Genomic DNA, 25,637 nt, shown 5'->3' on the forward strand with positions numbered 1-25,637 from the left:
CTTGTATGAACGACATTCATTTCTACGAACCACGCGCCGGCCACGGCCTGCCGCACGATCCTTTCAATGCCATCGTCGGCCCCCGCCCCATCGGCTGGATCTCCACGAAAAGCCGCGCCGGCATCCCGAACCTCGCCCCGTACAGCTTCTTCAACGCATTCAACTACACGCCGCCGATCGTGGGCTTCGCCAGCATCGGCTACAAGGACACCGTCCGCAATGTCGAGGAAACGGGCCAGTTCTGCTGGAACCTGGCCACGCGCGCCCTCGCCGACCGCATGAATGCCAGCTGCGCGATGGTGCCGCCCGAGGTCGACGAATTCGCGCTGGCCGGCCTCACGCCCGCCCCGTCGCGCCTCGTGGACGTGCCGCGCGTGGCGGAAACCCCGGTCTCGTTCGAATGCAAGCTCACCCAAGTCGTCCGGCTGCAGGACGCCGACGGGCAGCCGGCGCCGAGCTGGCTCGTGCTGGGCGAAGTCGTCGGCGTGCACATCGACCGCGCGCTGCTGAAGGATGGTGTGTACGACACCGCGCACGCCGGCCACATCCTGCGCGGCGGCGGGCCGGCCGACTATTTCGAGGTCGGTCCCGAGCAACTGTTCCGGATGTTCAGGCCACAGTGATATACGGAATATCTGGCGAAGTAGGCAACATCGCCCGCGATCACGTATGATCGCGTATCGCCGTGGACACGGCGCCCCGTCCGCGCCCGCGCCAGGAGCGCGCGCACTGCCCCGGCCACCACGCCGTGCGGGCAACGGCGGCGCACCACCACCCGCCGCCGGATCGGGCGCGGCGGATGTCCCGGCCTGCCTCCCCGCACGGTCCCTGCCGTGCGCCGGATGGCCGCAACGCATCCATAACATCGTCCGCGCAAAGCGGCATAGGAGAAATCATGAGTACCGAAAGCAGCCTGAACGAGGCTAAAGACACCCAGTTGCGCGCCGACGCGCTCGAGTACCACCGCAGTCCGGTACGCGGGAAGATCGAGGTCGTCGCCACGAAACCCCTGTCGAACCAGCGCGACCTGTCGCTCGCCTATTCGCCCGGCGTCGCCTACGCCTGCGAGGAAATCGCCGCGGACCCCGCCACCGCCGCCGATTACACCTCGCGCGGCAACCTCGTCGCCGTGATCTCGAACGGCACCGCGGTCCTCGGCCTCGGCAACATCGGCCCGCTGGCCTCGAAGCCCGTCATGGAAGGCAAAGGCTGTCTGTTCAAGAAATTCGCCGGCGTCGACGTGTTCGACCTGGAACTGGCCGAGAACGATCCCGATAAACTGGTCGATGCGATCGCGATGCTGGAGCCGACCGTCGGCGGCATCAACCTGGAAGACATCAAGGCGCCCGAGTGCTTCTACATCGAGAAGAAGCTGCGCGAACGGATGAACATCCCCGTCTTCCACGACGACCAGCACGGCACCGCCATCATCTCCAGCGCCGCGCTCCTCAACGCGCTGAAGGTCGTCGGCAAGGACATCGGATCGGTGAAACTCGTGGCGTCCGGCGCCGGCGCGGCGGCCATCGCCTGCCTCGACATGATGGTGAGCCTGGGCGTGAAGCAGCAGAACGTCTACGTCGCCGACTCGAAGGGCGTGATCTGGCAGGGCCGCGAAGCGAACATGGAAGCGAACAAGGCCCGCTACGCGCAGGCGACCGACGCGCGCACGCTGGCGGACATCGTCGACGGCGCCGACGTGTTCCTCGGCTGCTCGACCGCGGGTGTGCTGACCGGCGACATGGTCAAGACGATGGCCGCCAGCCCGATCATCCTGGCCCTCGCGAACCCGGAACCGGAGATCCGTCCGGAAGTGGCGAAGGCCGCGCGTCCGGACTGCATCATCGCGACCGGCCGTTCGGACTACCCGAACCAGGTCAACAACGTGCTGTGCTTCCCGTACATCTTCCGCGGCGCGCTCGATTGCGGCGCCACCCGCATCACGGAAGAGATGAAGCTCGCCTGCGTGAGCGCGATCGCCGACCTGGCCGAGGCGGAAGCCAACGACGCCGTCGCCGCCGCCTACGCCGGCCAGGACCTGAACTTCGGTCCCGACTACATCATCCCGAAACCGTTCGACCCGCGCCTGATCGCCGCCATCGCGCCGGCCGTCGCCAAGGCCGCGGAAGCGTCGGGCGTCGCCACCCGTCCGATCGCCGACATGGACGCCTACCGCGACAAGCTGGGCGAAATGATCTACCACACTGGCTTCTTCATGAAGCCCGTGTTCGCGAAGGCCAAGGCCGCGCCGAAGCGCGTCGCGTTCGCGGACGGCAGCGAGCCGCGCGTGCTGCGCGCCGTGCAGACCCTCGTCGACGAAGGCATCGCCAAGCCGGTGCTGATCGGCCGCGCGGGCGACGTCGAGAAGGCGATCAAGCAGTCCGGCCTCCGCCTGAAGGCGGGCGTCGACTACACGCTGGTCGAGGCGGAAGGCGACACGACGCTGCAAGGCGCGCGCCTGCTGAACGCCGGCCAGGTCGACTCGCTCATCTGCGGCATGACGGGCAGCTACGACACCCACCTCGCGCACGTGAAGAACGAGATCGGCCTCGCGCCGGGCGCCGACGTGCTGGCCGCGATGAACGCACTCGTGCTGGACAAGATGACCCTGTTCATCACCGACACGTACGTCAACGACAACCCGTCGGCGCAGGAACTCGCCGCGATCACGAAGCTGGCCGCGCAGGAGATGCGCCATTTCGGCCTGGAGCCGAAGGCGGCGCTCGTGTCGCATTCGATCTTCGGCTCGTCGCAGCGCCCGTCCGCGCAGCGCATGCGCGACGCGCGCGCCCTGCTCGCGCAATCGGCGCCGGAACTGCCGGTGCTGGGCGAAGTCCATGGCGACGCCGCGCTGTCGGAAGACATCCGCCGCATCTATCAGTCGAAGGACGATTTCGGCGGCAGCGCCAACCTGCTCGTGATGCCGTCGCTGGATGCCGCCAACATCCTGTTCAACGTGCTGAAGGTCACGTCGGGCAAGGGCGTGACGGTGGGGCCGATCCTGCTGGGCGCGGCGAAGTCCGTGCACATCCTGAGCCCCAGCGCGACCGTGCGCCGCATCGTCAACATGACGGCGCTCGCAGTGGCCGAGGCCTGACAGGATGAACTTCGCGCCGGGCGGCAAGCTGCGTGCCGCGATCAATCTGGGCAACCCGATCCTCGCGCACGCGGCCGGCGACGGCGGCGCGGGCGGCGTCTCCGTCGACCTCGCCCGCGAGTTCGCGCGGCGGCTCGGCGTGGACCTCGAGCTCGTGGTCGTCGACACGGCCGGCAAGTCGGTCGACGCCGTCGCAACCGAGCGCGCGGACATCGGCTTCTTCGCCATCGATCCCGCGCGCGGCGCCGCCATCGCGTTCACGGCGCCGTACGTGCTGATCGAGGGCAGCTACCTCGTGAAGGCCGAGTCGCCGATCCGCGCCAACGAGGACGTCGACCGGGCGGCGCACCGCGTCGTCGTCGGCAAAGGAAGTGCGTACGACCTGTTCCTGACCCGGGAGCTCCGGCAGGCGCAGATCGTGCGCGCGCCCTCGTCGCCCGCCGTGGTGCCCACGTTCCTCGAACTGGACGCGGACGTCGCGGCGGGCGTGCGCCAGCAGCTGGAAGCGGACGCGCGCGACCGCCCCGGCCTGCGCCTGCTGGACGGCCGCTTCATGGTCATCCGCCAGGCGATGGGCGTGCCGAAATCGCGCGGCGAGCACGCGGCGGCCGCGCTCGCCGCGTTCGTCGAAGAGATGAAGGCGGGCGGCTTCGTGGCGGACGCGTTGAGGCGCCACGGCATCGAAGGCGCATCGGTCGCCCCGGCGGGGTGATTCTTTGCTAAGCTGTCGGGCTGAAACCGATTTCACACACAGCCCGACAGCTTATGCCCACACCTTCGAAAACCGCAACAGCGCTGGTCCTGTCCTGCGCCCTCACGGCCGCAGCACAAGCGGCCGATATTCCCGTCCACACCCTCGACAACGGCAGCGTACGCGCGACCGTCACCGACGCCATCGGCGGCCGGCTGCTGTCGTTCGGGCTGGCGGGCCAACCCAGCTTCATCAAGAGCGACCTCGCCGCCGGCGATCCGCATGCCGCCATCGGCGGAACGACGGACAACGTCGGCTGGCTCGGCCACGAGATCTGGGTCGGTCCGCAAAAGGAATGGTGGTCGCACCAGGACGTGAACCCGGCGCGCGCCGGCGCGCCGTGGCCGCCCGATCCGTGGCTGAGCCTCGCCCGCTACAAGATCGAGGAGAAGCGGCCCGACGCCATCACGCTCGCGAGCCCCGCCAGTCCCGTGAACGGCCTGCAGCTGGTAAAACGCTACGGCCTCGTGGCGGGCAAGCCGCACAGCCTGCGAATGGACGTCGACGCGGCCAACGCGCGCAAGACGCAGGTGGCGTGGGACATCTGGTTCAACACGCGCGCCCACGGGGACACGCGCGTGTACGTGCCCGTCGCGCGCCGCGAAGACGTGCGCCAGCAGGCCATCGAGCCGAAGCCGGACATGGTGCCGCTGACGTGGACGCTGGCGGACGGGCTGTTCTCGCTGGACGCCTACCCCGCGGGCAAGGGCCAGCCGCACCGCAACGGCAAGATGCTGCTGCAGCCGTCGGCCGGCTGGATGGCGGGTTTTCATCGGGGCCAGGTGCTGGTGATCCAGTTCGCGCACCAGCCGCGCGCGGCCATCCATCCGGACCAGGGCCAGATCGAGTTGTACAACGACTGGCAGCCGGAAGCGCCCGAGAAGGGATTGATGGAGATGGAGGTGCACGCGCCGTACGTGACGCTGGCACCGGGCCGGCACATGCAGGCGTCCGAGCAGTGGACCCTGCTGCCCTACGGCGGGCCGGATACGCGTGGGGCGCAGGTGGCGTTCCTGCGGGCGCATGCGAAGGAACTGGGCCTCGACGGACTCTGAATAACGTCGCCCCCCGCGGAGGCGGGGGCCCAATCTTGCATGCGCTGACGAGATGCCTGCAGAACTTGGGCCCCTGCCTTCGCAGGGGCGACGGATCTTGCGTTACCTACGCTACGCGGTTAGAAGCTGTAACGCATCTTCGCGGTGTAGCGCGGACCCGACACGAACCATGCGCGGCCCATGAAGCCGGTGCTCTGCTGCATGAGCTGGCGTGCCTTGGAGTCGGTCAGGTTCTGCGCTTCCAGGCCGATCGACAGGCGGTCCGACACGTTGTAGAAGATCGAGCCGTCCAGCTGGCCGTAACCGTCCGCCCACGTCGGCAGCGCCCAGGCCACGTTGTGCTGGCCGAAGGTCGGGCTGGCCGGGTTGCTGTCGGTGCCGTCGCCGCCGTTGGTGCCGTTGACGTTCACGTTCTGCAGGTTCTTCGAGCGCCAGTTCCAGGCCAGGCGCGCCGAGATCTTGCCCTGGTCGTACATCAGCGCAAGGTTGTACGACTGGCGCGACAGGCCGATCAGCGGCAGGTCGCTGAACGTGGTGCCGTTCGTGTCGCAGCCGTTCAGGTTCAGGTTGAAGTTCGCCGCCGAGTTGCTGCCCGTGCAGTACACGGAGTGGACCGGCTGGTGCAGCGACGTCTTGCTGTCGACGTACGTGTAGTTCGCCTGGACGCCAAAGCCCGACAGCCAGCCCGGCAGGAAGTCGAAGTACTGCTGGAACGCGATCTCCGCGCCGCGCGCATGGCCGTCCGCGCCGTTCACCGGACCGGTCGTCGTGAAGGTGTACGATTTGCCGGTGCTGTCCGCCAGGTCGTAGCCGTACGACTGCTTGATGATGACGTCCTTCAGCTGCTTGTTGAACACGCCGAACGTCAACGAGCCGGTCTTCGCGAAATACCATTCGGCCGTCAGGTCGACCTGGTGCGAACGGACCGGACGCAGGTTCGGGTTGCCGGTGCCGTTACCCGTGTACGTGACCAGGCCGCTGGAATTGTCCACGTTCTGCGACAGCGTCGTGTAGCCCTGCAGGTCGCTGAAGTCCGGACGCGAGATGCCGGTCGACAGGCCCATGCGGAACTGCAGCGCGTCGCTGGCCTTCATGCGCAGGTTCAGGCTGGGCAGCACGTTGTTATAGCTGTTGCTGAAGTCCTGCTTCTTGGAGAACGCGGCAAACTGCGGGATGCCGGCACCCGTCGACGTGCTCGGGGTAAACACGGTGTAGCCGTGCGCCGTCATGTCGGTCTTCACGTAACGCAGGCCGATGTTGCCGTCGACCGGGTACTTCAGGTCGTCGAAGCCGAAGCGCAGTTGCGAGTACAGCGCGCCGGTCTTCTCCTTCTGGTCGTTGACGCCGGCCGGATCGGTGCCGAACGTGGCCGGGTTCCACGACGTGCACTTGCCGCTGCCGTCGTTGCACAGCATGTTCGGATACGTGTGCAGCTGGGCATACGAGGCCGGATAGCCGGTGGTGAGCGCGACGGCCGGGAAGACCAGTGCCGGCACCGACGTGTTGTTGTTGAAGAAATTGTTGAACGAGTGGACCTGCACCTGGTTGTTGAAGCGCGGATCGCCCAGGTAGGCGAGGCTCGACAGCGTGCTGGTCGGGCCGACCTGCCACGTCTGGGTGATGGCCGCCCAGTTGTAGCTCGGGTTGGAGTTCTCGTTGCGCGAGTCGCGGTCCGTCAGGCGCACGCCGAAACGGATGTCGCGCAGCACCGGGTGGTCGAAGTCGTACTTCGCGTCGGTGCGCCACGCCCATTCGCCGGCCTTGCTGCGGTCCTGGTGTTCCATCGTGAACGCCCAATAGTAATTGTTGGGGTTCGCGAGGTAGGCGCGGTCGGCGTCCGTGAACGACAGGGACGGCACGTCGCCGCGCAGGTCGATCGTCTCGCTCGGCATCTGCACGCCGGTCGCAACGGTCGAGTCGAAGCTGCTGGTCGTGGCGCGGATGCGCTGCAGGTCCGTGCTGATGGTCCAGCGGTCGTTCGGACGCCAGCGCAGGTTCCACGACACGTCCGTCGTTTCCGACGTGCGGTCGGCCGAACGCGTGTCGCCGCCGAAGTTGATGCCGCCGTCGGCCGGATCGGTCAGCGTGCCGGTCAGCAGCGCGCCCTTCGAATTGAACGTCGCATCCTTGCTGACCTGGATGTTGTAGGGGCTCGACTGGGCGAAGATCGCCTGCTCGTCCCAGTGCATCTTGTAGCGCGACTTGAAGAACGTCAGCGAGGAGCTCAGCGTGCTGTCCTTCTTCCACTGCAGCGCGCCGTAGGTACCCCTGCGCTTGCGGTCGAATTCCAGCGTGCGCCATTGCGAGCCCTTCGGGATCCACACGGTCTTGCCGGAGACCACGTCGGAGCGCGGATAGTACGGCTCGACCTGGAAGGCGTCGGTACGCGTGCCGCTTTCCGAATACGCGAAGTCGACCAGGGCGCCGATTTCGCCGAAGCCGGTCTTCCAGCGGTCCGAGAACATGAACGAGGCGGACGGCTGGCGCTTGCCGCGCTTCAGTTCCGAATACGTGTCTTCCAGCGACACGGCCAGCTTGCGGCCCTTGAAGTCGAACGGCATCGCCGTGCGCAGGTTGACGAGACCGCCGACCGCGCCTTCGATCTGTTCGGCCGACGGGTTCTTGTAGACGTCGACGCCGGCCATCAGCTCGGGCGGCACGTCTTCGAAGTTGAGCGAGCGGCCGCCGTTCGCGGAGAACGAGTCGCGGCCGTTCAATTCCGAGCGCACGTACGACAGGCCGCGCACGTTCACGCCCGAGCCTTCGACCGAATAGTGTTCCGGGTCGCCCTTGGACATGGTGCGGTCGATGGTCACGCCGACCACGCGCTGCAGCACCTCGGTGACCGAACGGTCCGGCAGCTTGCCGATGTCGTCGGCGACGATCGAATCGACGATCTCGTCCGAATTCTGCTTGAGCTTCTGTGCGGACTGCAGCGCGGCGCGCTGGCCCGTCACGACGACGACGTTGGAACCGGAAGCGTTTTGTGGCGCTTCGGTCTGCGCCAGCGCGACGCCGCTGGCGAGCAGTGCGATCTGGCCGGCTGCCACGGCGATCGCGGTTCTCTTGAATCGAATCATGGTGTCTCCTGTGCTCTCTGTTTGATGCTCCGCTTCACGGCGGAGCTGGTTACGACGGCGGATGAAGCGGCCGCCCTGCGGCGGCCGCGAAAACGGTATGGGAATTACGCTGCGCGGTAACGCGGCGCTGCCGGAACGACGGTCGGAACGGATCGGGAATGGCGCCCGGATCGGAAGGAATGAGGACGGCTGGATGAGGTCGGCATTCTTGTCTCCACGCTTTATTGATTGCGTTGGCGATGTAGTCGTTATGGTCTTGTAATCGTTTTCATGAGTGTAGATATTTACTGTGATTTTTGTCAAACCCCATAACATCACTGTTGCACGCTAACATCGCAGGTATTCTTTATTTACAGAAAAGTATGCTGAAAGTTTATAGCTCAGCAATTCGTCCTGAATTCGCAACAGCCATGCAGGCCGCGCACGATTAAATCGCATTCCATCAAGGGCGCAATCGAGGGGCACACCAGACATAAGCCGGCGCGGCCCCGTGATGCCGCCATCAGGCCGCACCCGCCCCCGGCCAATGCGATGTTGATGCACGCAGATGAGAACAAGATTCAAGAGGTTCAGCACATGAACTCGGCCGTATGATTCGAGGGTAACAACGGTAGCGCTATCATGGAAGTCAAACTTGCGCATGACATGCCCTGTTTTTCCTATATATCGCTTTATTGCAACAAACCCCATCAGCGATACAATCTGGTAGCGCAATCAATTAAATTTTTGAATCGTTGATGAAAACATTTATCCGTCCCCATTTCGCATCGGTAACGGAATGCAGTGGTATCTTGTCGCCATCCAGCCGAGCATTTAGAGTCGCTGCTATTTATTTCGATATGCGATCCAATTCAACGAGAAGATCGCAATTAAAGACATGATCGATTTTCAGAAGTTCCAGAATCGTATTCGCGGCGGCGCCCTGTCGGGCTGCCCGGAGGCCGCATGAACGCGCCGGTCGAACCGCCCAAGCGGACCCGGCGCACGAAAGGCGGCCTCACGCTCGTCGACGTGGCGCGCGTGGCCGGCGTGGCGCCGATCACGGTGTCGCGCGTGCTGAACTCGCCGGAGAAGGTGTCGCCCGACCTCGTGCAGAAAGTGCGCGCCGCGATCGAGCGGACGGGCTATGTGCCGAACCTGCTGGCGGGCAGCCTGGCGTCGACGAAGAGCCGGATGGTCGCCGCGATCCTGCCGACCATCGCGGGCTCCGTGTTCATCGACACGGTCCAGGCGCTGACGGAGAACCTCGCCGCGGCCGGCTACCAGCTGATCCTGGGCCAGTCGGGCTACGAGAATTCGCGCGAGGACGAGCTGCTGGAAGCGATCATCGGGCGCCGCCCGGACGGCATCGTCCTGGCCGGCATCATGCGCTCGGCGCAGGGCCGGCGCCGGCTGCAGGCGAGCGCCATTCCGCTCGTCGAGACATGGGACCTGACGCCCACGCCGGCCGACATGCTGGTCGGTTTTTCGCACGAGGACATCGGCCAGGCGGTGGCCGAATTCCTGTACCAGCGCGGACGGCGCCGCGTCGCCGTGATCAGTGCGTCGGACGAACGCGCGCAGCGCCGCAACCGCGCGTACGTGCAGGCGGCCGTGCGGCTCGACATGCAGGGGCCGGACGGCTCGGTCCCCTTCCACACGATCTCCGCGCCGGGCACGGCGGCAGGGGGCCGCGCGGGCCTGCGCGCGCTGCTGGCGGACCATCCCGACATCGACGCCGTGTTCTGCAGCTCGGACATGGTCGCGCTGGGCGTGCTCACGGAAGCGCACAAGCTCGGCATCGACATCCCCGGCAAGCTGGCCGTCGTCGGCCTCGGCGACCAACCGTTCGCGGCCGAGACCTATCCTGCCCTCACGACGGTCCACCTGGACGGCCGCAAGATGGGCCAGATCGCAGCGCAATTCATCATCGACCGCATCGCGGGCACACCCATTCCCGAGGTCGTGCGCGACATCGGCTTCACCATCGTCGAGCGCGAGAGCGCCTGAGGCAGACACCGGGGTCAGAGCCCGTTTTTTGGCAATGTCCCGGCAGCATTTCTGCAAATGCGCATCGCGGTAGGCGCTTCCCGTGAGACCTTTCCCGAAACCGGGCTCTGACCCCGGTTTTGGGAAATTGACTAAAAAAAAGGGCGCCACGCGGGCGCCCTGAAGTGATATCGAGAGTAAGTAAGTCGAGGCCGTGCTGATGGCCACCACGCCACCGCACGAGCTCTCATCGTAACGCGCCGCGGCATGCCCCGCCCATCATTTATTCGCCATTTGCTATCGGTTTTTGATATAGGCGATGAGGCCCCCGCCGGCCCTCCGGGACCCATTCCCGGCACGGGCGCCGGCCCGGTGTACAATCCTCTGTTCCAGGAACACCTGCATGGCCGCAATCCGCGCCACTGCCGGGTTCCGGATACCGATCGTGCATCGACTACGAGCTGACATGGCCACCACCGGGACACCACAACGCCGCCACGCGGACCGCGACCGCAGCGCCAGACGCGCGCGGACGGCCTTTGGCGCGCCCTCGTCGACGCCATCCCCGACGGCGCCGCCGCCCGGCCACAAGCCGGCGCGCCCGGCGCCCACCCGCCGCACGCAGGCCGCCCCGACCGCGGGAGCTGCGCTGCGCAACCGTACCGCCCTGCCCGGCCCGGCCGCGTCCCCACCGGGATGACGCCGCACGCGCCGCCGGCAACCACCTCAACTTCCAAGATCCAGAACAACATGCAGACCCACTCGACAGAAGCAGACAACGGCCTCCCCCTCGACATGATCATCTTCGGCGGCATGGGCGACCTTGCCATGCGCAAGCTGCTGCCGGCCCTGTACATGGCCTTCCTGCACGGCAATCTGCCGCCGACGACGCGCATCCTGTCCACCGGCCGCCAGGACTTCAACCGCGAAGCCTACCTCGCCCACATCGAGGCGAACTCGCGCTCGTTCATCGCGGCCAGCAACTTCAACGAAAAGACGTGGGACGGCTTCCTCAAACTGCTCGAGTACGTCCGCCTGGACGTGCAGGCCGCACCGGACTTCTCGGCCCTCGCGCAAGCCTCGCGCGCCGCCGCACAGCGCGTGTTCTACCTGTCGACGGCGCCGTCGCTGTTCACGACCATCTGCGACAAGCTCGCCGCGAGCAACCTCGTCGACGCCAATGCCCGTGTCGTGCTGGAAAAGCCGCTGGGCACGGACCTCGCGTCCGCGATCGCGATCAACGAAGACGTCGGCCGCCATTTCGCCGAGTCGCAGATCTACCGCATCGACCACTACCTGGGCAAGGAAACCGTGCAGAACCTGATGGTGCTGCGCTTCGGTAACTCGATCCTGGAACCGCTGTGGCGCGCGCCGAACATTTCCAGCGTGCAGATCACCGTGGCCGAGGAAGTGGGCGTGGGCAGCCGCGCCGGCTTCTACGACGGCGCCGGCGCGATGCGCGACATGGTGCAGAACCACCTGCTGCAACTGCTGTGCATCGTCGCGATGGAACCGCCGACCTCGCTGTCGCCGGATGCCGTGCGCGACGAAAAACTAAAGGTGCTGCGCTCGCTGCGCCGCCTGTCGCTGGCCGACATCGCGCGCGACACCATCCGCGGCCAGTACATCCGCGGCGTCTCCGGCAACCAGGAAGTGCCCGGCTACCACGAAGAAAAGAATGTCCCGCAGGACAGCAAGACGGAAACCTTCGTCGCCCTGCGCGCCTTCATCGACACGTGGCGCTGGTCCAAAGTGCCGTTCTACCTGCGCACCGGCAAGCGCATGGCGCGCCGCTCGTCGAAGATCGTCGTCGAATTCGCCAACCCGCCGTTCCCTCTGTTCCCGCAGACTGCCGGCGCCGTCGCCAACCGCCTCGTCATCGAACTGCAGCCGGAAGAAGCGATCAAGCTGCAGCTCATGGCCAAGCAGCCCGGCAGCGGCATGGAGATGCAGCAGGTCGCGCTGAACCTCGACCTGCAATCGGCCTTCCAGCAGCGCCGCGCCGAAGCGTACGAGCGCCTGCTGATCGACGTCGTGCGCGGCCGCCTCACCCACTTCATGCGCCGCGACGAACTGGAAGCGGCGTGGCAATGGGCCGACCCGATCATCGAAGGCTGGCAGACGCTGGACGAGAAGCCGCATCCGTACGCGGCCGGCTCGTGGGGTCCGGCGGAGTCGTTCGCGCTGCTCGCGCGCGACGGCCACAGCTGGGTCGAGTAAGCCGTACCCGGGCGGCGGCGTCCGTGCGCCGCCCCCTGTTTTAATCGTGCACAATAGCCCGCTGGCATCGTGCACGTTTCCAGTTTAACGCTCCGCAAACGCGTGTGACTTTCCCGTCGTGCGCGATTGGAGCCTGCGGATTGGAGGCGTAGAGTGCGGTGTCTTCCACTCTGACCTCGGACGAATCGCCATGCAGGCAAGCAACTGGAACACCGCGATGGGCGCGCTCGGTGCGCAGGCCCTCAAGAACATGGACCGCAGCCGCAAGGCGCGCGGCGAGATGCTGGAACGGGTGGGCTACGGCCCGCAGCAGACGCCGTCGACGGTCCTGCACACGGAACCCGGCCTGAACGTGCGCCGCTACGGCGCCCCGGCCGACATCACCCCGAACGGCGGCCCGGCCGTGCTGATCGTGCCGGCCCCCATCAAGCGCCCCTACATCTGGGACCTGGCGCCCGACATCAGCGTCGTGCGGCGCTTCCTGGAGCGCGGCTACCGCGTCTACCTGGCCGAATGGGTCGCGCTGCCCGACACGCACGACCACTTCGGCCTCGACGACTACGGCGACCACCTGCTGGAAGCCTGCCGCGGCGCCATCGCGGCCGACGGCGGACCGGACCAGGTCGTCGTCGCGGGCCACTCGCTGGGCGGCATCCTGGCCGCCATCCACAGCGGCCTGCACCCGGACGCCATGCGCGCGACGATCCTGCTGGAATCGCCGCTGCACTTCACGCCGGCCTCGAGCTGCTTCGCGCGCCTGATCGACGCGACGCCGCACGCCCGCCCCATCGCGGACACGTTCCGCCAGGTGCCCGGCGTGTTCCTCAACATGATGAGCGCGATGGCCGAGCCGCAGGCCTTCCAGTGGGAGCGCTGGACGGACCGCATGCTGTCGATGACGGACCCGCAGGCGCTCGTCACGCACATGCGCGTGGAACGCTGGACGCACGACGAATTCCCGCTGCCGGGCCGGCTGTTTACGGAGATCGTCGAGTCGCTGTACCGGCACGACGCCTTCATGCAGGGCAAGCTCGCGCTCGGCAACCGCACGATCGGCCCGCGCGACCTGACGGCGCCGCTGCTGTCCGTCGTCGACCCGCGCAGCAAGCTGATCCCGCCGGAGGCGCTGGTGCCGTTCCACGACGCAACGGCCAGCCCGCGCAAGCAACTGCTGCACTACGAGGGCGACGTGGGCGTCAACCTGCAGCACGTGGGCGTGCTGGTGGGGCGCAGCGCGCATGCGCGCCTCTGGCCCCGGATCTTCGACTGGCTGGACGGGATGGACGCCGCGCAGACCTGACGACACGCAGGGCGGGCTCCCCCCGAGCCCATCGGACCGGACGGACAGTCGGGCCAATCACCAGCTCTTGGTCAGCGAAATCGACACGAGCCGCCCGATCGCCGACGCGTTCTGCGAGTCCCACGAGCTGGTGCCGTTCAGCACCACCGGCGGCGCGCGGTCGAACAGGTTCTGCGCGCTCAACGCCAGCACGGTGCCGCCGAAGCCGTAGCCCACGCCCTTGTCGACGGCATAGGTCAAGGTGGCGTCGAACGTGGTCATGCTCGGCACCTCGGTGTTCGGCGAGAGAGCCGTGTTGGTGTAGCTGCCGATGTAGTTGGCGAACACGTTCGCCGACATGGCCCCGAGCTTCCAGCCTGCCGACGCCCGCATGCGCAGGCTGACCGGATTGCCGAACGTGTCGAGCACGTCCGTGTACGGCAAGCCCGGCGCGCTGGAGCGCTCCAGCTTCAGGATCTTGGCGACGTTGAGGCCGACCATCCAGTCGCCCGATCCCGTCTTCATGACGTAGCGGCTGTCGAGGTCGATGCCCTGCTGCCTGAGCGAGCCGAGATTGCTGCGCCGGCCGTCGATGATGACGCCGATATTGGCCGGATTCTCCGGCGGGCTTTGCAGGTTCGGGCTGCCGAAATAGGAATTGACGAGGGTCGCGGACGGATTGCGGATGATGTAGTTCGCGTACAGCGCTTCGTTCGCCAGGGCGCTGTTGGCCTGGATCGTGTCGATGCGGTCCGTGTAGTCGATCTTGTAGTAGCTGGCCGAGATGGTCATGCCGCGCACCGGCTTGATGTCGGCGCCGAACGACCAGGTGCGCGCCTTCTCGGGCTTCAGCGCCGGGTTCCCGCCGTTGACGTAGATACCGTGGCGCACGCCGCCCGGCGCGGTCGGATCGCTGATGTCCTGGACGAAGATGTTGGTGAGCGACAGGTTCGTATAGGAGCCGAGGTTGTCGACCAGCGACGGCGCGCGGAACGACGTGCCGTAGGTGGTGTTGAAGCTGACCTTGTCGTTCACCGCCCAGGTCAGGCCGACCTTCGGATTGGTGGTGCTGCCGAAATCGGAATAGCGCTCGTAGCGGCCGGCCACCGACAGTTCGAGCCGCTTCACCCACGGCATGGCGGTAGGACCGCCGACCAGCGGCACGTACAGCTCGGAATACAGCGACTTCACGCTGCGGCTGTTCCGGAGTTCCGAATGGCGCGCCGCGGTCGTCGGCGTCGTCACGTTCTGCCACAGGCCCTGGTCGAAGCTGACGTGGCGCAGTTCGCTGCCCACCGCGATACGGGCGTTGCCGGCATTCAGGCGGGCGATCGGGCCGTCGACCTTGAACATCAGCGTGCTGTCCTTGTTGGTCGCGGTCTGGTCGCGGTGCGCGGCGAAATCGGCGAAGCCCGGGTTGGCGCCCGCCAGGGCGCTGAACGGATTGATGGTGCCGGCGGCGATGGCGCGGCCGACGTTGCCCGTGTTGATCAGGCCATTGCGGTGGACCCAGGCGTCGTTCTTCCCGTACGAGTAGGCACTGTTGATCTCCCAGCCGTTGTCGAAGTCGTAGGTCAGGCCGATCGCGTTCTGGCTGTTGTTCTCGCGCCCGCCGATGTTCAGGTCCTGGTCGTCGAACAGGAAGCGGTAGGCCACCGTTTCGCCCGTGCCGGCCGGCGCCCCGGCCGGGCGCACGTAGTACGGGCTGGTGGCCGGCACGTTCAGGTTGGCGCCCAGCGGCGCGGTGCGCTGGCGGTAGTCGCGCTGCGAGTACAGGCCCTCGTAGAACACTTCCAGCCGGTCGTTGACCTTGTGGTAGGCGTTGGCATACAGCGTGTCGCGCTTCTGGTTCGGCAGGAAGTCGCCCACCGTGCCCGCATCGTAGCGGTTGCCGCTGCCCTGGCCCAGCTGCGCCGGCGTCAGGCCGATGCCGTTCTGGCCCGCAGGGATCGCATAGATGTTCCGCCCGATCAGCACGTTGCCCGGCACGGCCTGGGTGGAGCGCTGGTCGGTGCCGCCGTAGGGACGCAGGTCGTTCGAGAAGAACGGCCGCGCGTTCGCGGCCAGGCTGCCGCGGTCGTTGTGCTCGTAGGCGACGAACACGCTGCCCGCGTCCCACGTCTTGCCCAGCGTCTGGCTGAAGATCTTCTGGTTCATGCCGTCCGCCCTGCCGTAGCGCAGCATGGTCTCGATCGCGTCCACGTTGCTGCGCGTGATGATGTTCACCACGCCAGCCACGGCGTCCGAGCCGTAGATCGCCGACGCGCCGTCCAGCACCACTTCCATGCGCTGGATCGCGGCCGCCGGGATCTGGTTCGGATCCGCCAGCGACTTGATCACGCCGCTCGACGCAACGCGGCGCCCGTTCACGAGCAGCAGCGTCGCCTCGTTGCCGATGCCGCGCAGGTTGATGCCGGACGTGCGCGTCGTGTTGGCCGCCGCGTCCTGCGCGCCGCCCAGGCGGCTCTCGTCCGCGCCCAGGTTGATCACCTGGGGCAGCAGGCGGGCGATCTCGCTGCTGTCCTTCGCGCCGCTGGCGGAGATGGCTTCGCGGTTCATCGACAGCGACGGCGAACCGACGGCGCCGACGCCGCGGATGCTGGTGCCGGTGACGACGATCTGCTGCACCTTTTCCGGCGCAGCGGCGGCCGGCGCCTCTTGCGCGAGCGCGGCCTCCGGGATGCCGGCGGCCAGGCAGAAGGTCGCGAACGCGACGGCGGTCATGCGGAACTGACGGGTCTTGCGGTACGAGCGGGTCATGATGTCTCCGTTTAGTTATGTTCTATATTCGTTATACTATAAAACCATTTTGTCGGGAAAGTAAACACCGGGGCGCAAAATTTCTGCGTCGCGCAGATACGTGCGCCGGACGTCGGGCGGGATCGGGAATGGAATGACGGCGCCGTCAGCGCGAAGCCGACGGCGCCGTCGAGGACGCGGCGCTCAGGGCGCCGGGCAATGCGGCAGGGTCTGGCCCGGCAGCGCGAACGGCTGCAGGCCTGCGGACTTCAGGGTGGCCTGCAGCGTGCAGGCCGTGTAGGGGCGCAGGAAAGTCGGCGGCGCGTACGGGATGAAGCGCGCCTCGCCGAGACCGGTCGCGCGCGCCAGCGCCGTCATGCCCGGCGCCGACGTATCCGGCCAGCGCCCGCTCTTGATGCGCGTGACCAGCGCATGCACGCCCGCCACTGTCTCCGCCGGCGTGAAACCGCAATGGCCGGCGCTGTGCGTGTACGTCTGCCGTAGAAGTTCGCCCTTCCCCGCGCTGTCGACCGCGTCCTGGTAGGCCTGCTGCGCCGCCGTCGGGGAAATGGCGTCGCCGATCCCGGTCATGGTCAGCACCGGCATGGCGATGTCGCCGTCGAACGTCCCCGTCGCGAAATACGCGAGCGCCTTCGGATCGGCCGTCAGCCGCGGCGTCTTCGCGAGCGCGGCCAGGTCGGCGTCCAGCGACAGGCCGGCGTCGCGGTACAGCCCGCGCACGAGGCCATCCGCGTCGGCCGCCGCCAGCAACGCGCCGTAGTCGACGCCCGCGTTGGCGCTGATGTTCCCCCCTGAAAGCTTCTCGATCTGGTTGCGGCTGCCGAGCGCCTGGCGCACCAGGCCGCGCACGAGGCTGTCCGCGAGGCCGCGCGCACGTGCCTGCGGATCGTCCGGCGCGGGTTCCGCGTTGGCGGGAATCGACCACGCCGGCAGTTGCGCCACGCGCGCCGCCAGCGCGATGCGCGCGCGCCCGGCCGGCGTCTTCTCGGCTTGCGCGAGCATCGCGGTCCATGCCGGCAGCGCGGTCGTCTGCCAGTCGTCGGGAATGCCGGTCACCGGCAGGCTGGAATCCGGCGCCAGCAGCGCCTTGGCGACGAACAGCCCATCCAGCTTGCCCTGCCACTGGCCGATCGCCCCCGACAGGCCGCCGCACTGCACGAGCGCGCCGCGCCAGCGCTGCGGATAGGCCTGCACCGAGACGGCCGCCGTGTGGCCGCCCTGCGACTGGCCGAACTCGATCGGCAGGGCGGCCCGGCCATATCTGGCCTCGACCAGGTCGAGCGTCTCGACCGCGTTGGCGGCGGCGCGGTGGATGGCCCAGCCGCTGATCTGGCGCGTGGTGCCGGCGAGCGCATAGCCCTCCGCCAGCAGCGCGTCGGCGTCCGGTCCGGGCGGGCGGCTCGCGTAATCGAGGCCGATCAGCACCGCGCCGTTCCAGTGTTGCGGCATGTCGATGCGGTACGGGGTGCCGTCCTTCAGCTTGCCCCCGATGCTCGTGTGCGGCGTGGCGGCATGGGCGGCGCAGGCCAGCGCCACGCAGGTTGAAAGGAGAATGCGCTTCATACGGTCACCTCCCGTGCCGCGTGCGCCGCGAGGCGGGCATTGTTGCGGTCCGCGTAGTTTTTCAGGAACAGCATCAGGCAGGTGGAGAAGGCGGCCACGCTGGCCAGCGTCCACCAGCCGGCCGTGAAACCGCCCGACCAGTCGCGCAGCCAGCCCAGCGCCTGCGGGCCCAGGTAGCCGAAGATGCCGCCGCCGAGCGCCGTGATGCCCATCAGCGGGCCCACGTCGCGGCCCCGCATCAGTTCCGCCACCGTCGGGTACAGCTGGTTGGTCGTGGCGAGGCCGCAGGCGATCAGCGTGGCCGCCGCGACCTCGAACACCAGCACGTCATCCGACATCATCGCGAGCGACGCCGGGATGCTCACCGCCATCATGCCGGCCAGGACGAGCCAGCGGTTCAGACGGTCGGACAGCCAGCCGCACAGCGGGTTCACGACGATCGCACAGATGTAGGCGATGCTGATCACCTGGGCCGATCCGGCCGCATCCATGCCGAACTGCGCCTTCAGCGCGGCCGGCAGGAAAAACGTGGCGGCGAACCCGCCCATGTTCGACAGCCCGAGCAGCGGAATGGTCCAGACGATGGGGATGCGGAAGGCCGAGAATGCGCCCTGGCGGTCACCCTGGGCGGCGCGCCCCGCTTGCACCACCTCGGGACGCTGGTGGTAGAAGCCCGCGAACACCAGGAGGCCGAGCAGCGCCATGCCGCCGAAGGCCATGATCGCGTGGCGCCAGCCGAGGCTCACGGCGATCTCCGCGCAGAACGGCGCGCCGAGCACCGTCGCGAGCGAGGACATGGCGCCCAGCACGCCCATCGCCCTGCCCTTCAGGTGCGCCGGCGCGGTCAGCGCGATCGCCGTCATCACGCAGACGAACGCGAGACGGTAGCCGAAGATCCACACGGCGCGCGCCGTGATCGCCTCGCCGAAGTTCCCGGCCAGCGACAGGCCGAGCAGACCCAGGGCGAGGATGGCGAGACCGGCGCACATCACGCGTTTTTCGCCGTAGTGCTTGGCCAGCATGCCGGCCGGGATGCTGACGACCAGCGCCACCAGGCCGTACACGCCGGTAAACGTGCCGACCTGGCTGAAACTCATCGCGAAGTCCTTCTGGATCGCGGGCAGCAGGGGCGCGAAGCCCAGGCTGGACATCTGCATCGTCATCATCGCGAAGACGACGGCAAGGTAGAACACGACCCAGCGCGCCTGCGGGGCGAGCCTGGGTACGGTATCGTCGGCCATCATGGTGTGTCTCCTCCGTATTTATTCATCAGATCACGCCGTCGCGCGCCAGCGCGGCGATGCGTTCGGCGTCCAGGCCCAGCATCTGCCCGTACACGTCGTCGTTGCTGGCGCCGAGCGTCACGGCCGGCTTGTCGAACCCGGTGAACGCGCCCGACATGCGAATCGGCAGGCCGCCGACGACGATGTCCTCGACGGCGCCGTACACCGGATGCTGCAGCTTCGCCGTTTCGCCGCGCGCCAGCAGGGTGGGATCGCGCAGGGCCTCGGCCGGTTCGCGCACGGGGCCGTTCGGCACGTCGAAATCGGTCAGGCGTTCAGCCGCCGCGTCGGTCGTCATGGTGCGGGTGAAGGCGCTCACCATGTCGTGCAGCTCGACGTGGTTGCGCACGCGCGCGTCGCGGGTGGCGAAGCGCGCATCCTGCATCAGGTCCGGCCGGTCCATCGCGCGGAATAGCCCGGACACGAAGTCGTCCTTCGGCGCGCAGATCGCGATATAGCCGTCGGACGTGGGGAACACGCCGAACGGGGCGAGGCGCGCCATGAAATTGCCGGCGCGGGTCGGGTGCCCGAGTTTCGCCATGATCTCGAACGGCTCGGCGGCCACCAGTGACGACAGGGCGCCCAGCAGCGACACGTCGACGTGCTGGCCGCGGCCCGTGGCGCGCGCCTGCATCAGGGCGGCCAGGGTGCCGATCGCGGCGAACAGCGGTGCGGACAGGTCGCCGAACGGGATGCCCGTGCGGACCGGCGGATCGCCCGGATTCCCCGACGCCAGCATCATGCCGCTCATCGCCTGCACGATATTGTCCATGGCCTTGTTCTGGCGCGGCTGCACGTTCGCGCCGAACCCACTGATCGACGTGAACACGATGCGCGGATTGACTTCCGCGCACGCCCGGTAGCCGATGCCGAGCCGGTCGGCCACGCCGGCGCTGTAGTTCTCGACCACCGCGTCGGCATGTTTCACCAGGTCGAGGAACAGCGCGCGGCCCTCGGGGTGCTTCATGTTCAGGGTCACCGCTTCCTTGTTGCGGCCGCGCTCGAGCATCGCCAGCGACAGGTCGTCGTCGTGCTCGCGCGTGACTTTCAGGCCTTCGCGTCCCAGATAGGGCGAATTGGTGCGCGCCGAATCCGGGTTGCGCGGGTTCTCCACCTTGATCACGCGGGCGCCGAGGCCGGCCAGGATCAGGGTCGCGTACGGCCCCGCCAGCGCGGTCGTCAGGTCCAGGATCGTGATGCCCTCGAGCGGGCGGGGGAGCGTCGTGTCTTCGCTCATGCTGTCTCCGTTGTTGTTGAACCGCGCAACAGGCGCTGTTCGATGAATTCTTCAACCTTTTTTCGCATGGCCGCGTCGTCCCACATGCGGGCGTCGACCATGTTGGCGTGCAGCTCCACCACCGGGATGCCGGCCCGTTCGAGCGCGACCTTCGTCATTCGCGAGCCGAGGGACCCCATGCGGTCGTGCTTCGGCACCAGCATCACGGCGCCGTCGGCCCCGTAGGCACGGGCCTGTTCGACGATCCAGTCGCCCATCCAGGGCGGCACGTGCAGCTGCTCGTTCATGCTGATGTGGCGCGAGGCCAGCGCGCGCAGCGCGTGTGCGGGGTCGTCGCGGAAGTAGCGGCGGTAGCCGTCCGACAGGAAGTTCGAATACATGGTCCACACGAACACGGCGCCGTACTTTTCTTCGAAGGCGCGGTAGAAACCGGTGTTGAACCACAGCCCGTTGCCGACCCAGAGCAGGCGCAGGCGCTCGTTCGGGCACGCCGCGGCGCCCTGCCCGATCAGTGTGCGCAACTCTGCGCGGAACGCCTTCAGGTGGGCGACCGACCATGCGCTGCCGCGGTCCCACGTCGGCGCCATCACGTTGGCCAGCTGTTCGGTCAGCGGCACCGGCAGCGGACGCGCGCGGGCCAGCATGTCGCGGATGTCGGCCACGATCTCGCCGGCCTCGTTAATACGGTGCATCTGGCGCATGAATTCGCGCGGTTCGAAGCTGCGGCCGGACAGCGTCTCGGCAGTCCGGATGAGCCCTTCCAGCTGCTCGACCTGGAAATCCAGGCGGTGCGGCTCGTACAGGGTTTCCCAGTCGCGCAGGCCGCGCTCCCACCAGTGCGGGCCCAGCGCCGTGCTGGAGCTGGCGTCCAGGCCGAACACCGGCACGCCCCCGTACGCGCGCGACCACAGTTCGCTGATGCGCTGGCCATAGTCGTCGCGAAAGCGCGAGAGGATCATCATCGGCTTCGGCAGGCCGCCGTACGGCGCCCGCTGCGGATCGCCGTCCAGGGTGCTCATCAGCGGCAGGCTCGTATAGCGCGGCAGGCGGTCGTGGAAACCGCGGGCATCCATCTGCTCGAAGTAATACGGCGACAGCTGCTTGGCCGCGATGATGGCCGAGTACCAGACGACCGGCGTCACGTGGATGTCCATCGCGTGCAGGATCTCGGCCGGCGCCACCGCGTCCGAGATGACGTACGGTTCGCCGTCTTCGAGCACGCGGCGGCGGAACGCCTGGAATTCTTCCTTCTGGTGGGCGTTGGCCGCCAGCGTCGACGCGAGGCGGGTGGGGACGGGACGGCTCATGTGGGCAGGCTTTCGATCAGGCCGGCCAGGACGGCGCGCTGCGCGTCCCGGTCCGGCGCGTGGTAGGACTGGCGCGCCAGCAGCGCGTGCGGCAGGCCGGGCGCGGCGAGACGATCGACCTGGGCCGGCACGTCCCAGCCGAAGGTGTCGTCGAATTCCTCGTGGTAGAACAGCACGCCCTGCGCCCTGCTCTCCCCCAGCAACGCCAGCCACGCGGCGTCCTCCGCCCCCTGCGGATACGAACGGATGGTGGGCACGCGCGACTGGTAGTGCCCGGCCAGCGCGGCCAGCGGTTCCGCCGTCTCGTCGACGAGCCATTGCACGGTGCGCTCGCCGCCGAGGTGGTCGTCGGCCACGATGTTCGCCCCGAGCGATTCCGCCAGCGCGTACAGGGCCGGCGTATCCTGGCCATAGCCCTTCAGCAGCAGGCGCCGCGCCGGCGCCGCCTCGTCCACCAGCGCGCGCACCGCGTCGAGCCAGGCCTGCGGTTCCATCACGCGCGACGCGCGCAACGCCGTCCACCACGTGCTGCCGCGCAGCCGACCGGCGCGCCGGCGGGCGTTCAGCGCGTGCAGCGCGCGCCGCTGTTCGTTGCCGAGGGCGATCGCCGCGCGCACGTCGTCGACAGAACCGCCCAGCCGCGCATGCAGCGCGCGGGTGCGGTCCAGCACATAACGCGCCGTCGCCCAGTTCGGCGTGTTCAGCACGTCGTACAGCAGCAGCTCGGGAAAGCGCCGCCGCGGCTCCAGCCGGCGCAGTTCGAGCAGGCTGTAATACAGGTACAGCAGGCCGTTCGACGCGCGCGGGATCACGATCAGGTCGGCGACGTCGCACGCGCCGCCCCCGATCCGGTCGAACAGCGAGCGGATCTCGCCGTCGTATTCGTCGTCCAGGTACAGGTCGGACAACGGCGCGGGCAGCGACGGATCGCCGGCCAGCTGGAACGCGAACGCGCCGCCGGAGCGGATCAGTTCCACCGGGACCGAGGTGCCGAGGTAGGCGACGACGCGCCGGCCCGCTTCCCTCGCCGCATGCGCCGCGGCGAACGGCTGCGCGCACGCCTTCTGCAAAATCTCGAGCGCGCTCATGCCATCGCTCCCATCGGATCCTTGCCGCCCGGCGCGACGACGACGCGTTCTCCCTCCCAGCGGGACACCGTGTCCATGCCGGCCGCGCGGCCGATATCGGCCAGGTAGCCGGCCACTGCCCGCCCTTGCGCGTCGTTGCCGAGCACACGGGGCGCGCCGTCGTCGCCGATCCAGCACGGCCGGAAGCCCGCACTGACCCGGCCGTCCGGCGCGATGCGGCAATCCGCGATCATGGTGTTGCGCGACTCCGGATGGAACGGATAGCAAGGCATGTCCGGATCGGGCACGAAGCCGAACAGCTTGCGCCGCCGCTCGGCCCACGCGAGGCGCGCCGGGTGGTCGTTGCCTTCCACGTTCAGCGCGCGCGTCACGGTGACGAAGTTGCCCAGGCCGTGGAAGATCGGCCGCCCTTTGTAGAATTCGATGCCGCGCGCGATGTGCGGATGGTGGCCGACCACGATGTCGGCGCCCGCCTCGATCGCGGCGCGCGCCACCGGGCGTTCGTACATCGCCAGCTGCGCGGGCGTGTGCACGAGCCCCTTGTGCAGCGAGACCACCACGATGTCGACCTGCCGGCGCAGCGCCACGATGTCGGCCTGCATGGCATCCAGCGTCGCGGGGACCGGGAACGTGAATGCCTGCGGCGGACCGCCCGGATTGGCGCCTTCCGGTTCGTAGTGCGAGATCACCTGGACGTACGCGCAGCCGCCCTTGTCCGGGCCGGCCCACGACAGGCGCGGTCCGACGCAGTTATAGCCCAGGAAGCCGACACGCAGGCCGCCCCGTTCGAGGATGGCCGGGAGGCGCGCGCCCGCGAGATCCACGCCGGCGCCGAACGGCGCGATGCCGTGCGCGTACAGGCCGGCGATGGTGTCGGCCACGCCCTCCTCGCCCTGGTCGTACACGTGGTTGCCGGCCAGGCTGGCGGCGTGAAAGCCCGCCCGGGCGAGGCTCGCGAGCTTCGCCGGGTCGGCCGCTTCCGCCGGCACGTCGCCGGATTGTTCTTTGCCGCGCAGCGTGTACGGCGTCTCCACGTGCCCGACCACGAGGTCCGCGCCGCGCAGCACGGCGCGGGCGTCGTCGAAGAAGCGGTCCGGATCGGGTTCGTCGAGCACGAGGTCGCCGACCATCAGGAGGGAAAGGTCATTCATGACGACGCCCCCACCAGCGGCAGCACCAGCTGCGACGGATGCGCGCGGTCGAACCACACGGTCCACGTCGGGGCCGGCGCGTACGTCTTGCGCAGTTTTTCGCGCGGGTCGGCGCCGGTAATGGTCAGGCGGTAGCGGTGTCCGGCCTTGAATACCCACGACACTGGCAGCAGGTCGAACGCGAAGCGCGCGGCCCGTCCCGGCACGAGGTTTTCCACGTCGTCCTTGTCGAAGCTGTGCCAGGGAATGCCCGGCAGCGCGAACGGCGCCGGCGCCAGCCTGCGGTGACGCGCCTGCAGCCGGCCTTCGCTGACCATGGCGATGGCGCCGCCGGGCGCGATGTCCTCGAGGTAGGCGAACACGGGACCGTCCTCCACGCTGGACGACAGCCACAGGTCGGCGACCGGGTGGCCCGTCAGTTCCATGTCGGCGGCCAGCGGCGCGCTCGTGAACGTCAGGCCCTTGTCGTCCTGCGGGCAGGTCGGACCGAGGCCCGTGCCGCGCGCGCAGACGGGCTGGTAGTCGACCTTGAACGACTGTTTGCCCGGTTCCGGCTCGCCCATGCCCAGGCTGCCCGCGCCGAGGAAAGCCTTGACGGGATGGCTGGCCGGGACCGGCCATGCATCGGCCGTGCGCCACCCCGCGTTCACCGTCTCGTAATGGATGCGCGGCTCCTGCATGATGCCGTTGTCGGCGCCCTTGAGCCAGTGGTCGAACCAGCGCAGTGCCTCGGCCGCCATCGAGAAATCCTTGCTATAGCAATGGCCCCAGTCGCCGACGATCAGTTTCGTCGGCTGCGTCAGGTTGGCCAGCGTGATGAACGCCTGGGCCCGGAAGTCGTCCTGCCAGCCGGCCTGGATGTAGACCGGCACGCCGGATTTGCGCACCGTGTCGCCATACGTGGCGATGCTGCCCTCCTCCCAGAACGGCGTACCGGTCAGCGGCGAAACGTCGCCGCGGTTCGGCATGCCCGACCACAGGTCCAGCAGCGGCGTGTTGCGCGCATGGTCCTGGACCGCCTGGCGCAGCAGGGTGCGCGCGTCGTCACCGTCGACCGGGATCGCGGTGCGCAGGTCCTGCTCGACGCTGGACTGCGGCCCGGTGCCCCAGTTGGCCAGCACGCCGCCGCGCCGCCCGCCGCTGTATTTATCCCAGTTGAAGCAGCCCGCGAACACGGCCTTCAGGGCCGGGTGGGTCGTCGTGGTCAGGAAGTGCATCGCGGCGTCGCCCGTATTCGAGCAGCCGAACACACCGACCGCGCCCTGCGACCACGGTTGGGTGGCGGCCCAGGCGGTCAGGTCGTAGGCGTCGCGCGCCTCGGTGCGGTCGTGGTAGCCGCGCCGCGTGCCGAACGAGGCGCCCAGGCCGCGCCGCTCGACCACCACGAACACGTAGCCGTAGCGGGCCAGGTTGATCATCTGCGTGGAGAACCCGCCGGCGCCCGACCGGTCGTCCGTGTCGGACGGGCGGCTGCGCGCCGCGCTGGCGTGCAGGATGACCGGGTAGCGCCCCGGCGCCTTCGGCCGGTAGACGTCGGCGGCCAGCCGGGTGCCGTCCGACATCGGGATGTAGAACGAGCTGCGCTCGATCTCATGGACGGCGGCCGGCAGCGGCGCGCCAAACCCGGTGGGCCCGGTGGCGTTGGCCGTCCCGGCTGTCAGTACCAGCGCGCAGAACATCCCCTGCAGTGCGCGGCGCATCGTCGATGCCATTGTAGTCTCCTACTGCTTTTGAGTTTTAATGCTTATACTTTATAAGTAATATGCCGGAAAGGCAAGCATGTTTTTCCAGGCTCCTGCGA

At 68.0% G+C, this 25,637-nt stretch carries 18 protein-coding genes; 8 read left to right on the plus strand and 10 right to left on the minus strand.

What is annotated here, in order from left to right; genetic code table 11:
• Positions 1-5: 5 nt before the first annotated feature.
• From QPK29_RS00620 to QPK29_RS00635, 4 genes are all read left to right on the plus strand, one after another.
• On the plus strand, positions 6-623 hold the full coding sequence (locus tag QPK29_RS00620) for a flavin reductase family protein (RefSeq protein ID WP_371769279.1): 618 nt from the start codon (positions 6-8) through the stop codon (positions 621-623).
• Between the two features lie 272 nt (positions 624-895).
• Positions 896-3,094 carry an NADP-dependent malic enzyme gene (locus QPK29_RS00625; protein ID WP_056125437.1) on the plus strand — a complete coding sequence of 733 codons (2,199 nt, stop codon included), beginning with the start codon at positions 896-898 and terminating at the stop codon, positions 3,092-3,094.
• 4 nt (positions 3,095-3,098) lie between these two features.
• Complete coding sequence (locus tag QPK29_RS00630; RefSeq protein WP_371769280.1) at positions 3,099-3,806, plus strand: ABC transporter substrate-binding protein; 708 nt, start codon at positions 3,099-3,101, stop codon at positions 3,804-3,806.
• Between the two features lie 53 nt (positions 3,807-3,859).
• Complete coding sequence (locus QPK29_RS00635) at positions 3,860-4,900, plus strand: DUF4380 domain-containing protein (protein WP_371769281.1); 1,041 nt, start codon at positions 3,860-3,862, stop codon at positions 4,898-4,900.
• Positions 4,901-5,019: 119 nt separating this feature from the next.
• Here the strand turns inward: QPK29_RS00635 and QPK29_RS00640 are convergent, their stop codons facing one another.
• Positions 5,020-7,980 (minus strand): TonB-dependent receptor, encoded by a 2,961-nt coding sequence (locus tag QPK29_RS00640; RefSeq protein ID WP_371769282.1) that lies wholly within the window; start codon positions 7,978-7,980, stop codon positions 5,020-5,022.
• 327 nt (positions 7,981-8,307) lie between these two features.
• Positions 8,308-8,622, minus strand: a complete 315-nt coding sequence (locus tag QPK29_RS00645) for a hypothetical protein (RefSeq protein WP_371769283.1) — start codon at positions 8,620-8,622, stop codon at positions 8,308-8,310.
• A gap of 303 nt (positions 8,623-8,925) precedes the next feature.
• Between QPK29_RS00645 and QPK29_RS00650 the strand changes: the two genes are divergently transcribed.
• From QPK29_RS00650 to QPK29_RS00665, 4 genes are all read left to right on the plus strand, one after another.
• A complete protein-coding gene (locus tag QPK29_RS00650) occupies positions 8,926-9,969 on the plus strand; it encodes a LacI family DNA-binding transcriptional regulator (protein WP_056125430.1) in 1,044 nt (347 codons plus the stop codon).
• Positions 9,970-10,393: 424 nt separating this feature from the next.
• Positions 10,394-10,648, plus strand: a complete 255-nt coding sequence (locus QPK29_RS00655; protein WP_156403904.1) for a hypothetical protein — start codon at positions 10,394-10,396, stop codon at positions 10,646-10,648.
• Positions 10,649-10,698: 50 nt separating this feature from the next.
• The gene (zwf, locus tag QPK29_RS00660) at positions 10,699-12,168 is read left to right on the plus strand and encodes a glucose-6-phosphate dehydrogenase (RefSeq protein WP_371769284.1); all 1,470 of its coding nucleotides are present in this window, start codon (positions 10,699-10,701) and stop codon (positions 12,166-12,168) included.
• A gap of 190 nt (positions 12,169-12,358) precedes the next feature.
• Positions 12,359-13,468, plus strand: a complete 1,110-nt coding sequence (locus tag QPK29_RS00665; protein WP_371769285.1) for an alpha/beta fold hydrolase — start codon at positions 12,359-12,361, stop codon at positions 13,466-13,468.
• Between the two features lie 57 nt (positions 13,469-13,525).
• Here the strand turns inward: QPK29_RS00665 and QPK29_RS00670 are convergent, their stop codons facing one another.
• The 8 genes from QPK29_RS00670 to QPK29_RS00705 form a co-directional block, all read right to left on the minus strand.
• Positions 13,526-16,207, minus strand: a complete 2,682-nt coding sequence (locus QPK29_RS00670) for a TonB-dependent receptor plug domain-containing protein (RefSeq protein ID WP_371769286.1) — start codon at positions 16,205-16,207, stop codon at positions 13,526-13,528.
• Positions 16,208-16,390: 183 nt separating this feature from the next.
• Complete coding sequence (locus tag QPK29_RS00675) at positions 16,391-17,770, minus strand: hypothetical protein (protein WP_371769287.1); 1,380 nt, start codon at positions 17,768-17,770, stop codon at positions 16,391-16,393.
• The gene (locus QPK29_RS00680; RefSeq protein ID WP_371769288.1) at positions 17,767-19,014 is read right to left on the minus strand and encodes an MFS transporter; all 1,248 of its coding nucleotides are present in this window, start codon (positions 19,012-19,014) and stop codon (positions 17,767-17,769) included. Before QPK29_RS00680 ends, QPK29_RS00675 begins: the two co-directional genes overlap by 4 nt.
• 25 nt (positions 19,015-19,039) lie before the next feature.
• Positions 19,040-20,290 (minus strand): CaiB/BaiF CoA transferase family protein, encoded by a 1,251-nt coding sequence (locus tag QPK29_RS00685; RefSeq protein WP_371769289.1) that lies wholly within the window; start codon positions 20,288-20,290, stop codon positions 19,040-19,042.
• Positions 20,287-21,597 carry a 2-hydroxyacyl-CoA dehydratase gene (locus QPK29_RS00690; RefSeq protein WP_371769290.1) on the minus strand — a complete coding sequence of 437 codons (1,311 nt, stop codon included), beginning with the start codon at positions 21,595-21,597 and terminating at the stop codon, positions 20,287-20,289. The genes QPK29_RS00685 and QPK29_RS00690 overlap by 4 nt, the downstream gene beginning before the upstream one ends.
• On the minus strand, positions 21,594-22,685 hold the full coding sequence (locus QPK29_RS00695; protein WP_371769291.1) for a 2-hydroxyacyl-CoA dehydratase: 1,092 nt from the start codon (positions 22,683-22,685) through the stop codon (positions 21,594-21,596). The genes QPK29_RS00690 and QPK29_RS00695 overlap by 4 nt, the downstream gene beginning before the upstream one ends.
• Positions 22,682-23,836: a CapA family protein gene (locus tag QPK29_RS00700; RefSeq protein ID WP_371769292.1), complete on the minus strand. Its 1,155-nt coding sequence runs from the start codon at positions 23,834-23,836 to the stop codon at positions 22,682-22,684. The genes QPK29_RS00695 and QPK29_RS00700 overlap by 4 nt, the downstream gene beginning before the upstream one ends.
• Complete coding sequence (locus QPK29_RS00705) at positions 23,833-25,548, minus strand: CocE/NonD family hydrolase (RefSeq protein WP_371769293.1); 1,716 nt, start codon at positions 25,546-25,548, stop codon at positions 23,833-23,835. Before QPK29_RS00705 ends, QPK29_RS00700 begins: the two co-directional genes overlap by 4 nt.
• Positions 25,549-25,637 lie beyond the last annotated feature (89 nt).

The organism is Massilia orientalis (assembly GCF_030411975.2).
GTDB lineage: Bacteria > Pseudomonadota > Gammaproteobacteria > Burkholderiales > Burkholderiaceae_D > Telluria > Telluria orientalis.